This is a genomic window from Streptomyces montanisoli (genome assembly GCF_017813245.1).
Lineage (GTDB): Bacteria > Actinomycetota > Actinomycetes > Streptomycetales > Streptomycetaceae > Streptomyces > Streptomyces montanisoli.
The window spans coordinates 1-13,217 of record NZ_JAGIQL010000167.1; the positions used below are offsets into that span (position 1 = coordinate 1).

Below are 13,217 nucleotides of genomic sequence, written 5' to 3' on the forward strand. Positions count from 1 at the left end.
CCCCCCCCCCCCCCCCCTCGCCCCCCCCCCCCCTGCATTTTTAGCCGAGAAACGGGATACGGAATACATCGGTGCAAGGAGTTCAGACGAGTGCTCTTGCGATCAGCCGCACCCCCGACCGGGGTCGGGCCTGCGTCCCGAGGGGCCGCGCCCGCGGCGGGGCAGGCGCGCTCCAGTCGTGGGTGGGCGGCGGGGGCACCCCCGCGGCCCACCGACCCTTCGTGCATTCGGCCTGCGCCGCCCCCTCACGGGTGTGTGGGAAATGTCGCCCCTCTTACGCCCGTGCCACCTGGGGCCTAGTCTGATTACTGCCCGGTAGCTACTCGTCGGTCAGTTACCGGAACGCCATACGTCTCTTGATCAGATGCATCGTGCGGTGCGACCCGTACGGTTCCGGAGGAAGCCGTGAGCGACACAGACAACTTGATCGAGAACCGGCCGCCCTCCGTGGCGACCCTCTTCATTGAGCGCGTGGCGGCCACGCCTGACGCGGAGGCGTTCCGGTACCCCGTTCCCCCCGCCTCGGGTCAGGGTCCCGACGACTGGAAGTCGCTCACCTGGGGCGAGACCGCCGAACGCGTCTACAACATCTCGGCGGGCCTCGTCGCGCTCGGCGTGCGGCCCGAGGAGCGCGTCTCGCTCGCCTCGGCCACCCGCATCGAGTGGATACTCGCCGACTTCGGCGTGATGTGCGCGGGCGCGGCCACGACGACGATCTACCCGTCGACCAACGCCGACGAGTCCGTGTTCATCCTTTCCGACTCCGGCAGCCGCGTGCTGATCGCCGAGGACGCGAGCCAGCTCGCCAAGGTGCGTGCGCACCGTACCGAGCTGCCCGACCTCGCGCACGTCGTGGTGATCGAGGAGGCGGACGCGAAGCCCGACGAGTCCGACCCCGAGGGCTGGGTCCTCTCCCTCGACGACCTGGAGAAGCTCGGCGCCGAGGAGCTCGCGGCCCGTCCCGACGTCATCAGGCAGCGGATCGGCGCCCTCACGTCCGACCAGCTCGCGACGCTCATCTACACGTCGGGCACGACCGGCAGGCCCAAGGGCGTCAGGCTGCGGCACGACTCGTGGTCGTACATGGCGAAGGCCATGGCCGCGACCGGGCTGATCTCCCACGACGACGTGCAGTACCTGTGGCTGCCGCTCGCCCACGTCTTCGGCAAGATGCTCACCTCGGGGCAGATCGAGGTCGGCCACGTCACCGCCGTCGACGGCCGCGTCGACAAGATCATCGAGAACCTGCCGGTCGTGCGGCCGACGTACATGGCCGCGGTGCCGCGCATATTCGAGAAGGTCTACAACGGTGTCGCCGCCAAGGCGCGTGCCGGCGGGGCCGCCAAGTACAAGATCTTCCAGTGGGCCGCCGGCGTCGCCCGTGAGACGTCGAAGGTCTCCCAGGACAACTTCCGGCACACGGGCAACGCCTCCGTCCCCTTCAACCTCGCCGCCAAGCACAAGGTGGCCGACGCGCTGGTGTACGCGAAGATTCGCGAGGCGTTCGGCGGCAGGCTCCGCGCGGCCGTCTCCGGCTCCGCCGCACTGGCCCCCGAGATCAACTACTTCTTCTCGGGCGCGGGCGTCCCCATCCTGGAGGGCTACGGGCTGACGGAGACGAGCGCGGCCTGCTTCGTCAACCCGGGCCCCGCGTACCGTACGGGCACGGTCGGCAAGCCCATGCCGGGCACCGAGGTGCGCATCGCGGAGGACGGGGAGGTCCTCATCCGCAACCCCGCGATCATGGTCGGCTACCACGGCCTGGACGAGAAGACCGCCGAGGTCCTGGAGCCGGACGGCTGGTTCCACACGGGCGACATCGGGGAGCTGTCCACCGACGGGTACCTGAAGATCACCGACCGCAAGAAGGACCTCATCAAGACGTCCGGCGGCAAGTACATCTCGCCCGCCGAGGTGGAGAGCCAGTTCAAGGCGGTGTGCCCGTTCGTCTCGAACATCCTGGTCGTCGGGGGCGGACGCAACTTCTGCAGCGCGCTCATCACGCTGGAGGAGCCCACGATCATGGAGTGGGCCGCTGAGCACGGCCTCGGCGGCAAGACGTACGCGCAGGTCATGGAGTCCCCCGACACGCAGCGGCTGATCGACGGGTACGTCCAGCGGCTGAACGACGGGCTCCAGCGCTGGCAGGCCATCAGGAAGTTCCGCCTGCTGCCCCGCGACCTCGACATCGAGCACGGCGAGCTGACGCCGAGCCTCAAGCTGAAGCGTCCGGTCGTCGAGCGCGAGTACGGCGACCTGATCGAGGACATGTACGCGGGCACGCGCGAGAAGTGAGAGCCGGCACGCGCGAGAAGTGACGCGTGGTGCGGCGCCGGGCCACTGCCCCGGCGCCGCACGCTGTCCTGATGCGTAATCTCTGCCCTTTTCGGTGACTTGGCGTGCACGGGCGGGGTCTGTCTGCCACCCTTGCTTGGTCACCCACAGGACCGACGAGGCGTGCCGTGACCGGCACAGCGCACACGCAGCAGACAACCGGACACGGGAGCCGCAGTGGGGCCCTTTCCGATCCAGCGTGCGACCGACCCCGGCAACCCGCTCGGGGAGCCGCAGGGGGCGGACACGCCGCCCTCCGTCCGTATCAGCCTGGAGAGCGACCCCGTCGCGCCCGCTGAGGCGCGGCGGCTCGTGCGCGCGGCCCTCGCCGAGTGGGCGGCGCTCGGGCTGCTCGGCGCGTGCGCCTTCTGCGGCGCGCGGGCCGGCGGCGAACCCCCGACGCGCGGCCCGGCAGGCGACGGGGACGGGCACCGGGACGGGGACGGACACCGGGACGGGGGCGGTGCCGCCGCGTGCCCGCCCGGCGCCCACAGCACGGACCTGCTGGCGGACGACGCTGCGCTGGTCGCGGACGAACTGGTCACCAACGCCGTCGTGCACGCGGGCACCAGCGTCGAGGTGCGCTGCCGCCTCCACGAGCGGGTCACGGCCGGCACGCCGGGCCCGCAGGTCGCGGACGAGGAGCGCGTCGGGCTGCTCGTCGAGGTCTCCGACCACCACCCGACGCGCGCGCCCGCCGACCCGGGAACACCGTACGGCCAGGCCGGCGGCCAGGCCGCCGAGTACGGCCGCGGCCTCCAGATCGTCGCCTCGCTCGCCGAGTGCTGGGGCGTCACCTACAGGACCGGGCTCAAGACCGTCTGGGCGCGCATCCCGCTGGACGGCGCGGGCACCCTCGGCAGGCCGCCCGCCCGCGCGGACGAGGAGGCGGCCGGAGCCGTCCGCGGCTCCGGCCGCGACGAGGCCGACTGGCGCGGGCACGGCGCCCTGTCCTTCCTCGCCGAGACGTCGGACCTGCTGGCGGGCCAGCTCGACGAGGAACTGGTCGCGGCGCTCGCGGGCCAGCTCCTCGTGCCGCGGCTCGCCGACTGGTGCGCCGTGTGGCTGGACGGAGCGGGCGCGGCGCCGCGCCTCGCGGGCGCTTGGCACGCGGACGAGACGCGGCTCGACGCGCTGCGCGCCGCGCTGGAGAAGAGTCCGCCAGGACCTGGCGACCCGCCGTACCCGGGCGTCACCGAGACGCGGGGACCCGGCGATGCCGACGCCGACGCCGGTGCCGGTGCCGATATCGACGCCGACGCAGCCGGCGCGGATGCCGGCGCGGGCATGGCGCTGGCCTGCCGGCTCGTCACCAACGGCAGGCCCGTCGGCACCCTCGTGCTCGGCAGACCCGGCAAGACGGCCGCGTCCGACGCGATCGTCACGCTCGTCGAGGACTTCGCACGCCGCGTGGCCCTCGCCATCGGCGCGGCGCGCCGCTACACGCGTCAGGCCACCATCAGCCGCGTGCTCCAGCGCGGACTGCTGCCCAGCCAGGTGGCACGGATCCCGGGCGTCGCGAGCGGCCTCGTCTACGAGCCGAGCGACGAGGGGCTCGCGGGCGGCGACTTCTACGACGTGTTCCACTGCCCGGGCGACCGCTGGTGCTTCATGCTCGGCGACGTGCAGGGCAGCGGCCCCGAGGCGGCGGTCGTCACGGGCCTCGCCCGACCCTGGCTCCGGCTCCTCGGCCGCGAGGGGTACCGGGTGGGCGAGGTGCTCGACCGGCTGAACAGGCTGCTGCTCGACGACGCGACGGAGGCCGCGGAGGCCGCGTCCGCGCTGGCCGCCGTGAGCGCGGCGGAGACGATGGCGGCGGGGGAGGCCGTCGCGGCCGGGCTGCCGGTGGCCGGCGCGTCCGACGGCTACCACCCGCGCTTCCTCTCCCTGCTCTACGGGGAGCTCGTGCCGCTGCCCGTCGGCGGCAAGGGCGGCGGCGCCCGGTGCACGCTGGCCAGCGCCGGCCACCCGCTGCCGCTCCTGCTGCGTCCCGACGGAACGGTGCGGCAGGCGGCCGAGCCCCAACTGCTGCTCGGCATCGCCGAGAACGGCCCGTACCAGAGCCAGACCTTCGACCTGGAGCCCGGCGACACGCTGCTGTGCGTGACCGACGGGGTGACCGAGCGCCGCTCCGGCGGCCGGATGCTGGACGACGGCGACGGGCTGGCGCAGGCCCTGGCCTCGTGCGTGGGGCTGAACGCCGAACGGGTCGCGGACCGCATCAGGAGCGTCGTGCACGACTTCGACGCGGCACCGCCGGACGACGACCTGGCGCTGCTGGTCCTCCAGGCGGAGTGAGGGTCCGGCCCGGCGGGCCGGTGGAGGAACGGAGATCCGGCGTCCGGGCGCACGAGCACGTGGCCGTGAGCCGGCGGCGCGTGCGCCCCGGGAGTGCGCCCCGCACCCTTGCGACCCGTCGCGCCGGACACTCCGGTGCGCCGGGACACCCCCGTAGGCCGGGCGCTACCCGACGCACGGAGCCCGGGAGCGTGCCCGCACGGCCCGGCGCCCCGGCCCTCGGCGTACGGAGCCCCGCGCCGCCGCACGGCGCGAAGGCGGGCGCGTCGCGCGGGCGGCGCGGGCATGCGGCAGGCACCGGCCACCGGGGCACGCGAAAGACGCGGGGCACGCGGTCAAGACGGAGCACGCAAACAGGACGGGGCAAATAGCAAGGAGAGAAGGGGGGGGAACGAGCGAGAGGCGGGGGACACGCGGGGGCCGGGCCGCCAGGGCCGGTGACCGGCCACGCGGCCCGGGCGGCCCGTGCGTGCGGGACAATGGAGCCCATGCCCTCCGCACTGCCAGACGGCGACCCCGTCCCCACCACGGGCGAGCTGCCGCCGCACGCCCTCGACGGCGCGGCCGAACGTCCCCTCGGCTTCTACCTGCACGTGCCGTACTGCGCGACCCGCTGCGGCTACTGCGACTTCAACACCTACACCGCCACCGAGCTGCGCGGCTCCGGCGGCGTGCTCGCCTCGCGCGACAACTACGCGGACACCCTCGCGGACGAGGTCCGCCTCGCCCGCAAGGTGCTCGGCGACGACCCGCGCCCCGTGCGCACGGTCTTCGTCGGCGGCGGGACGCCCACCCTGCTGGACGCGGCCGACCTCATGCGGATGCTCGCGGTGGTACGCGACGAGTTCGGCCTCGCGGACGACGCGGAGATCACCACGGAGGCCAACCCGGAGTCCGTCGGCCCCGCCTACCTCGCGGCCCTGCGGGAGGGCGGCTTCAACCGCGTCTCGTTCGGCATGCAGAGCGCGCGGCAGCACGTGCTGAGCGTCCTCGACCGCACGCACACCCCCGGCCGCCCCGAGCGCTGCGTGGCCGAGGCACGCGACGCCGGGTTCGAGCACGTCAACCTCGACCTGATCTACGGCACGCCGGGCGAGAGCGACGACGACTGGCGCGCCTCGCTGGCCGCGGCGATCGGCGCGGGCCCCGATCACGTGTCCGCCTACGCCCTGATCGTCGAGGAGGGCACGCGCCTCGCACGGCGCATCAGGAGCGGCGAGGTCCCCATGACGGACGACGACGAGCACGCGGACCGCTACCTCATCGCGGAGGAGGCGCTGTCGGCCGCGGGCTACTCCTGGTACGAGGTGTCCAACTGGGCCACCACCGAGGCCGCGCGCTGCCTGCACAACGAGCTGTACTGGCGGGGCGCCGACTGGTGGGGCGCGGGGCCCGGCGCCCACAGCCATGTCGGCGGCGTGCGCTGGTGGAACGTGAAGCACCCGGGCGCGTACGCGGCGGCACTGGCCGAGGGCCGCTCGCCGGGCGCGGGCCGCGAACTGCTCACGCCCGAGGACCGCCGCGTCGAGCGCGTCATGCTGGAACTGCGGCTGCGGGAGGGCGTCCCGCTGACGCTGCTCCACGAGGCCGGCCTGACGGCAGCGCGCCGCGCCGTACGCGACGGCCTCCTGGAACCGGCCGCCCACGAGAACGGCCGCGCGGTGCTCACCCTGCGCGGCCGCCTGCTGGCGGACGCGGTGATCAGGGACCTGGTGGACTGATCACTCGCGGGGGTGAACCTCCCCGGTTACTGTGAGTATCTGCCTACGGTGTCCTTAGGCTGCTGTCGTACCTGGCGATGGCGGACAACGGAGGGCCACGGAGATGACCGCTGTGGAAGACCGGCCGATCACTGACGTCGTCGATTTCTTCGAGAACCTTGAAGTCCCGGAGGGCTACAGGGCCGAGCTCCTACGGGGGGAAATCGTGATGATGGCGGGCCCGCACCTGGTCCACAACCGCATCGTTCTGAGTTTGTCGGACCAGATCTCGAAGGACTACGACCGCTTGCAGGTGCAGGATGTCTCGTTTCCCCGAGAGTTGAGTCGGCTCATCCCCGACTTGACCGTGGTCCCCAAGGGGGCCGGGTCCGGAGCTTCGCTGCCTGTCGAGGAGGTGACGCTTCTCGTGGAAGTCGTGTCGAAGACCAGCGTCGACCGCGACTACAACCTCAAGCGGTCGATCTACGCGGCTGGACGCGTACCCGCCTACCTGATCGCGGACCCGTTCCGCGCCGAGTGCCTGCTGCTGACGGAGCCCTTCGGGATCGGCGACGCGGCCGACTACAAGACCGAGCTGCGCGTCCCGTTCGGAGAGGCGATGCCTCTCGACATGGTGGACACGGTTCTCGACACATCCGACTTCGGCACCCTCGCGCCGCTCAAGCGCCACCCGCTCCCGTAACCGCGGCCCGCAGCACGCGGCACGCGGCACGCGGACCTCACGGTCCCTCGGGGCCGCCGATCGTCACGAAGTCGATCAGTTCCTCCACCCGGCCGAGGAGCGCGGGCTCCAGGTCCCTGTACGAGTGGACCGTCGCGAGAATCGCCTGCCAGGCCGCGCCCGTGTTCTCCGGCCAGCCGAGCGCGCGGCACACGCCCGTCTTCCAGTCCTCGCCCCTCGGCACCCTCGGCCAGGCCTCGATGCCGACCGACGACGGCTTCACGGCCTCCCACACGTCGATGTACGGGTGGCCCGCCACCAGCACGTGGTCGCCCGACACGTCGGCGGCGATGCGGGACTCCTTCGTGCCGGGCACGAGGTGGTCCACCAGGACGCCGAGACGCGCGTCCGGGCCCGGGGCGAAGTCCGCGACGATCGCGGGCAGGTCGTCCACGCCGCCCAGGTACTCCACGACGACGCCCTCCACGCGCAGGTCGTCGCCCCAGACGCGTTCGACCAGCTCCGCGTCGTGCCGGCCCTCCACGTAGATGCGGCCCGCGCGCGCCACGCGCGCCCTCGCTCCCGGCACCGCGACCGAGCCGGACGCCGTACGGGACGGTGCCGCGGGCGCCGCGGGACCCGGGCGCACGAGCGTGACGGGCTTGCCCTCGAGCAGGAACCCGGCGGGCTCCATCGGGAAGACGCGGTGCTTGCCGAAGCGGTCCTCCAGGGTGACCGTCGGCCCCTGCGCGGTCTTCTCGCAGCGGATGACCGCGCCGCAGAACCCCGTCGACACCTCCTCGACCACCATCTCGGGTTCGGCCGGAACCTCGGGAACGGGCGTGGAGCGCTTCCACGGGGGCGTCAGGTCAGGGCTGTAACTGCGCACGGACCGACCTTATGCGCTCCCCGGGAACGCCGCCGCCAGCGCGGCGCGTTGCGCGCGGACGAATGCCGCGTCCACCACCGCGCCGTGCCCCGGCACGTAGCGCGCGGCCTCGCCGCCGAGTGCCAGCAGGCCGTCGAGCGCGGCGGGCCAGCGGTCCGGTTGCGCGTCGGGCCCGGCCTGTGGCGGGCCCGACTCCTCCACCAGGTCGCCGCAGAACAGCACCGGGGGGCCGCTGCGTGGGCGCACCAGCACCACCAGGTCGCCCGCCGTGTGGCCGGGGCCCGCGTCCACCAGGAGCGCCACGGTGCCGCCGCCGAGGTCCAGCTCGTACGGGCGTCCCACCTCCCGCCGCGGCGCCCGGAGCGCGGCCGTCGCGGCTGCGGCGTCCTCCCGCGCCACGCCGTGGTCGACCGCGTCCGCGTGCAGCGCGGCCCGGCCCGCCGCGCCGGTCAGCTCGCGTGCCGCGCCCGGCGCGGCGATGACCTCGGCGTCCGCGAAGGCGCCCGCGCCGAGTACGTGGTCGAAGTGCGGGTGCGTGAGTGCGAGGTGTGTCACCCGCCCGCCGCCCAGCAGGCGCCCCGCCGCACCCCGTAGCGCCGCGCCCTCGCCGAGCGTCGAGCCCGCGTCGACGAGCAGCGCGCCCGCGGCGCCCATCACGAGCCCTGCCGTGCAGTCCCAGCCGGGCAGCCTGCACCGGCCGACGCCGGGCGCCAGCTCCTCCCAGCCCTCCGCCGCCCAGCCGGGCGCGTCGCCGCCGTGCACCATCGAGCTCTCCCTCGTCTCCGGCCGTCTCCGGCCCTCTCCGGCCGTCCTCGGCCCCGTACGTCACCCCGCGGTGGCTCCCGCGGTGGCTCCCGCGTGGAACACTGCCTTGCTACGCCAGCACCCCACGGCCGTACACTGACTCGGAAGGGGCTGGCACTCCACCGGATCGAGTGCCAAACAGGGTCGTAAAGGGCGACGAACGACAACGGCTGGAGGTGCGCGCCGGTGCTCAGCGAACGCAGACTCGAAGTGCTGCGTGCCATCGTCCAGGACTACGTCGGCACGGAGGAGCCCGTCGGCTCCAAGGCGCTCACCGAGCGGCACCGCCTCGGCGTGTCGCCCGCGACGATCCGCAACGACATGGCCGTCCTGGAGGACGAGGGCTACATCGCCCAGCCGCACACGAGCGCGGGCCGCATCCCCACCGACAAGGGCTACCGGCTGTTCGTGGACAAGCTGGCGGGCGTCAAGCCGCTGTCCTCGCCCGAGCGCCGCGCGATCCAGAACTTCCTGGAGGGCGCGGTCGACCTGGACGACGTGGTGGGCCGCACGGTGCGGCTGCTCGCGCAGCTCACCCGGCAGGTCGCCGTCGTGCAGTACCCGTCGCTGACGCGCTCGACGGTGCGTCACGTGGAGTTGCTCTCGCTGGCGCCCGCCCGGCTGACGCTCGTCCTCATCACCGACACGGGCCGCGTCGAGCAGCGGATGATCGACTGCCCGGCCCCGTTCGGCGAGGTCGCGCTCGCGGACCTGCGGGCGCGGCTCAACAGCCGGGTCGTGGGGCGCCGCTTCGCGGACGTGCCGCGGCTCGTGCAGGACCTGCCGGACTCCTTCGACGCGGAGGACCGTGCCACCGTCTCCACCGTCCTGGCGACGCTGCTGGAGAATCTGGTCGAGGAGACCGAGGAACGCCTGCTGATCGGCGGCACGGCGAACCTCACCCGGTTCGGGCACGACTTCCCCCTGATGATCAGGCCCGTGCTGGAGGCGCTCGAGGAGCACGTCGTGCTGCTCAAGCTACTCGGCGAGGCGGGCCAGCCAGGCATGACGGTACGCATCGGGCACGAGAACGCCCACGAGGGCCTCGCGTCCACATCCGTCGTCGCCGTCGGCTACGGTTCGGGCGACGAGGCAGTCGCCAAACTCGGCGTGGTCGGACCGACCCGCATGGACTACCCGGGAACGATGGGAGCGGTACGCGCAGTGGCACGTTACGTCGGACAGATCCTGGCGGAGTCGTAAGTGGCCACGGACTACTACGCCGTACTCGGCGTGCGCCGCGACGCCTCCCAGGACGAGATCAAGAAGGCGTTCAGGAGGCTCGCGCGCGAGTTGCACCCGGACGTCAACCCCGATCCGAAGACGCAGGAGCGCTTCAAGGAGATCAACGCCGCCTACGAGGTGCTGTCCGACCCGCAGAAGAAGCAGGTCTACGACCTCGGCGGCGACCCGCTGTCCGGCAACGGCGGCGGGGGAGCGGGCGGCTTCGGCGCCGGCGGCTTCGGCAACTTCTCGGACATCATGGACGCGTTCTTCGGCACGGCGTCGCAGCGCGGGCCGCGCTCGCGCACGCGCCGCGGCCAGGACGCGATGATCCGCCTGGAGATCGAGCTCGGCGAGGCCGCCTTCGGGACGACCAAGGAGATCCAGGTCGACACGGCCGTCGTCTGCACCACGTGCAACGGCGAGGGCGCCGCGCCCGGCACGTCGGCGCAGACGTGCGACATGTGCCGCGGCCGCGGCGAGGTCTCTCAGGTGACGCGGTCGTTCCTCGGCCAGGTCATGACGTCGCGCCCGTGCCCGCAGTGCCAGGGCTTCGGCACCGTCGTGCCGACCCCGTGCCCCGAGTGCGCGGGCGACGGGCGCGTGCGCTCGCGCCGCACGCTCACCGTCAAGATCCCGGCCGGCGTGGACGACGGCATGAAGATCCAGCTCGCGGGCGAGGGCGAGGTCGGCCCGGGCGGCGGCCCCGCGGGCGACCTGTTCGTGGAGATCCACGAGCAGCCCCACGGCGTCTTCCAGCGCCGCGGCGACGACCTGCACTGCACGGTGACGATCCCCATGACGGCGGCCTCGCTCGGCACGAAGTGCCCGCTGGAGACGCTGGACGGCGTGGAGGAGATCGACGTGCGCCCGGGCACGCAGTCGGGCCAGTCGATCCCGCTGCACGGCCGAGGCGTGACGCATCTGCGCGGCGGCGGCCGCGGCGACCTCATCGTGCACGTCGAGGTGACGACACCGTCGAAGCTGGACCCGGAGCAGGAGCACCTGCTGCGCGAACTGGCCAAGCTGCGCGGCGAGGAGCGCCCGACGGGCCAGTTCCAGCCCGGCCAGCAGGGGCTGTTCTCCCGGCTGAAGGACGCGTTCAACGGCCGGTAGGCGGTACACGGGTACGAGTAGGAGTACGGGACTACGGGACGGGACCGGCGCGGGCTGCGGCTCGCACCGGTCCCGTCCCCGTTGACCCCTCGCCACCCGTCACGCCGCGGCTTGTTCTCGTCCCCGCGTGACGGCGGCACGGGGGCCGGAAGCCCGCCGCGCCGGGCGTCAAACAGGGTGATTCCGCCCTTGCGGACCGCTGCGACCGGTGGTCCTGTCTTTGGCATATGCCAGATGCGGCGGCGATTCGGCGCGCTGATCCGGACATGGCACGATGCGTGCATGCCCTCCACGCTGACCGATCTCTTTCGGTATCCGATCGTGCAGGCCCCCATGGCAGGCGGAGCGTCCTGCCCCCAGCTGGCCGCCGCCGTGTCCGACGCGGGCGGCCTCGGCTTCCTCGCCGCCGGATACAAGACCGCGGACGGCATGTACGAGGAGATCAAGCACCTGCGCGGGCTCACGGGCGCCCCCTTCGGCGTGAACGTCTTCATGCCGCAGACCCGGCACGCCGACCGCGCCGCCGTGGAGCTGTTCCGCAGTCAACTCGCGGGCGAGGCCGACTGGTACGACACGGCGCTCGGCGACCCCGACCGGGGATGGGACGACGGCCACGAGGCCAAACTCGCCATACTGCTCGACGATCCGGTGCCGGCCGTGTCGTTCACCTTCGGCTGCCCGCCCCGCAGCGTGCTCGACCGGTTCCGCCGCGCCGGCACGTTGACGATGGTCACCGTCACGACCCCCGAGGAGGCGCGCACCGCCCAGGCCGCGGGCGCCGACGCGGTCTGCGCGCAGGGCGTGGAGGCCGGCGGCCACCAGGGCACGCACAAGGACGAGCCGTCGGCCGACGGCGCGGGCATCGGCCTGATGTCCCTCGTCGTCCAGGTCAGGGACGCCGTCGAGCTGCCCGTGCTCGCGGCCGGCGGGCTCATGCGCGGCCACCAGGTGGCGGCTGTGCTCGCGCTCGGCGCCGACGCCGCGCAACTCGGCACCGCGTTCCTCGTGACACCCGAGTCGGGCGCCGACGAGCTGCACAAACAGGCCATGACCGACCCGCTGTTCGCGCGCACCGAGCTGACGCGCGCCTTCTCGGGCCGCCCCGCGCGCGGGCTCGTGAACCGCTTCATGCGCGAGCACGGCCCGTACGCGCCGCAGGCCTACCCCGAGGTGCACCACCTGACCTCGCCGCTGCGCAGGGCCGCCGCGAGGGCCGGCGACCCGCAGGGCATGGCGCTGTGGGCGGGGCAGGGCCACGGGATGGCGCGCGTGCTGCCCGCCGGGCAGCTCGTCGAAGTGCTCGCGGCCGAGACCGACGCGGCGCGCGCCGCGATGTCGCTGGGCAACGCGTCATGACGGCACCGGTGTTCGTGGTGGACGCCGGCGTCGCGCTGCGCCCCGGCACGGTCGTGCTCGACGGGCCCGAAGGCCGCCACGCCGTGTCCGTGCGGCGGCTGCGCGTCGGCGAGGAGGTCGTGCTCACCGACGGCGCGGGCACCGGCGCGTACGGCACCGTCCAGGCCGTCGAGGGCAAGGACCGCCTCGACGTCTCCGTCACGGATGTGCGCACGCAGGACGAGCCTGCGCCGCGCGTCACCGTCGTCCAGGCGCTGCCGAAGGGCGATCGGGGCGAGGTGGCCGTCGAGACGATGACCGAGACCGGCGTGGACGCCATCGTCCCGTGGCAGGCCGGGCGGTGCGTCACGCGGTGGAAGGGCGAGCGTGGCGCCAAGTCCCTGGCGAAATGGCGCTCGACGGCGCGCGAGGCGGGCAAGCAGTCGCGCCGCCTGCGCTTCCCCGACGTCGCGGACGCGGCGTCGACACGCGAGGTCGCCGCGCTGCTCGCCACAGCGGACTTCGCGGCCGTGCTGCACGAGGACGGCGGCGTCGCGGCGCCACTCGCCACCGCGCAACTGCCGCACTCCGGGCACCTGGTGCTCGTCGTCGGCCCCGAAGGCGGCGTCACCCCCGAGGAGTTGGCGGAATTCGCGGCCGCGGGCGCCCTGCCGCACCGTCTGGGCGCGAGCGTCCTGCGCACGTCGACGGCGGGCACGGCGGCCCTCGCCGTCCTGCTGGCCCGCACGGGCCGCTGGTCCTGACCCCCCGCACGGCGGCCCGCCCGCGGCGCTCGCCGGGTCGCAGGAGCACTCGGCTGAACTCCAGTCACCGG

General features: G+C 73.5%; 10 protein-coding genes. 8 read left to right on the top strand and 2 right to left on the bottom strand.

What is annotated here, in order from left to right; genetic code table 11:
* Window positions 1-405 precede the first annotated feature (405 nt).
* From JFN87_RS27610 to JFN87_RS27625, 4 genes are all read left to right on the top strand, one after another.
* Complete coding sequence (locus tag JFN87_RS27610; protein WP_209344269.1) at window positions 406-2,295, top strand: AMP-dependent synthetase/ligase; 1,890 nt, start codon at window positions 406-408, stop codon at window positions 2,293-2,295.
* Window positions 2,296-2,511: 216 nt separating this feature from the next.
* Entirely contained in the window at window positions 2,512-4,632 is a 2,121-nt protein-coding gene (locus JFN87_RS27615) for a SpoIIE family protein phosphatase (protein WP_307865612.1), read from the top strand.
* 488 nt (window positions 4,633-5,120) lie between these two features.
* A complete protein-coding gene (gene hemW, locus JFN87_RS27620) occupies window positions 5,121-6,353 on the top strand; it encodes a radical SAM family heme chaperone HemW (RefSeq protein ID WP_209344271.1) in 1,233 nt (410 codons plus the stop codon).
* Window positions 6,354-6,456: 103 nt separating this feature from the next.
* A complete protein-coding gene (locus JFN87_RS27625) occupies window positions 6,457-7,035 on the top strand; it encodes a Uma2 family endonuclease (protein WP_209344273.1) in 579 nt (192 codons plus the stop codon).
* A 37-nt stretch (window positions 7,036-7,072) separates the two neighbouring features.
* Here the strand turns inward: JFN87_RS27625 and JFN87_RS27630 are convergent, their stop codons facing one another.
* On the bottom strand, window positions 7,073-7,903 hold the full coding sequence (locus tag JFN87_RS27630) for a DUF3097 domain-containing protein (protein WP_209344275.1): 831 nt from the start codon (window positions 7,901-7,903) through the stop codon (window positions 7,073-7,075).
* A gap of 9 nt (window positions 7,904-7,912) precedes the next feature.
* A complete protein-coding gene (locus JFN87_RS27635; RefSeq protein WP_209344277.1) occupies window positions 7,913-8,668 on the bottom strand; it encodes an MBL fold metallo-hydrolase in 756 nt (251 codons plus the stop codon).
* 225 nt (window positions 8,669-8,893) lie between these two features.
* On the opposite strand from JFN87_RS27635, the gene hrcA reads away from it, so the two are divergent.
* The 4 genes from hrcA (at window position 8,894) to JFN87_RS27655 (ending at window position 13,146) form a co-directional block, all read left to right on the top strand.
* Window positions 8,894-9,910: a heat-inducible transcriptional repressor HrcA gene (gene hrcA / locus JFN87_RS27640; RefSeq protein ID WP_209344278.1), complete on the top strand. Its 1,017-nt coding sequence runs from the start codon at window positions 8,894-8,896 to the stop codon at window positions 9,908-9,910.
* Entirely contained in the window at window positions 9,911-11,047 is a 1,137-nt protein-coding gene (dnaJ, locus tag JFN87_RS27645; protein ID WP_209344281.1) for a molecular chaperone DnaJ, read from the top strand.
* 282 nt (window positions 11,048-11,329) lie between these two features.
* Window positions 11,330-12,403 (top strand): nitronate monooxygenase, encoded by a 1,074-nt coding sequence (locus tag JFN87_RS27650; protein WP_209344283.1) that lies wholly within the window; start codon window positions 11,330-11,332, stop codon window positions 12,401-12,403.
* Window positions 12,400-13,146 (top strand): 16S rRNA (uracil(1498)-N(3))-methyltransferase, encoded by a 747-nt coding sequence (locus tag JFN87_RS27655; RefSeq protein ID WP_209344285.1) that lies wholly within the window; start codon window positions 12,400-12,402, stop codon window positions 13,144-13,146. Before JFN87_RS27650 ends, JFN87_RS27655 begins: the two co-directional genes overlap by 4 nt.
* The last annotated feature ends 71 nt before the right edge of the window (window positions 13,147-13,217 follow it).

What these genes read in the sequence shown, in the direction of transcription:
- JFN87_RS27650 (WP_209344283.1), top strand. Translation starts at nt 11,330, where the DNA reads ATGCCCTCCACGCTGACCGATCTCTTTCGGTATCCGATCGTGCAGGCC.
- hemW (WP_209344271.1), top strand. Translation starts at nt 5,121, where the DNA reads ATGCCCTCCGCACTGCCAGACGGCGACCCCGTCCCCACCACGGGCGAG.
- JFN87_RS27635 (WP_209344277.1), bottom strand. Translation starts at nt 8,668, where the DNA reads ATGGTGCACGGCGGCGACGCGCCCGGCTGGGCGGCGGAGGGCTGGGAG.
- JFN87_RS27625 (WP_209344273.1), top strand. Translation starts at nt 6,457, where the DNA reads ATGACCGCTGTGGAAGACCGGCCGATCACTGACGTCGTCGATTTCTTC.
- JFN87_RS27655 (WP_209344285.1), top strand. Translation starts at nt 12,400, where the DNA reads ATGACGGCACCGGTGTTCGTGGTGGACGCCGGCGTCGCGCTGCGCCCC.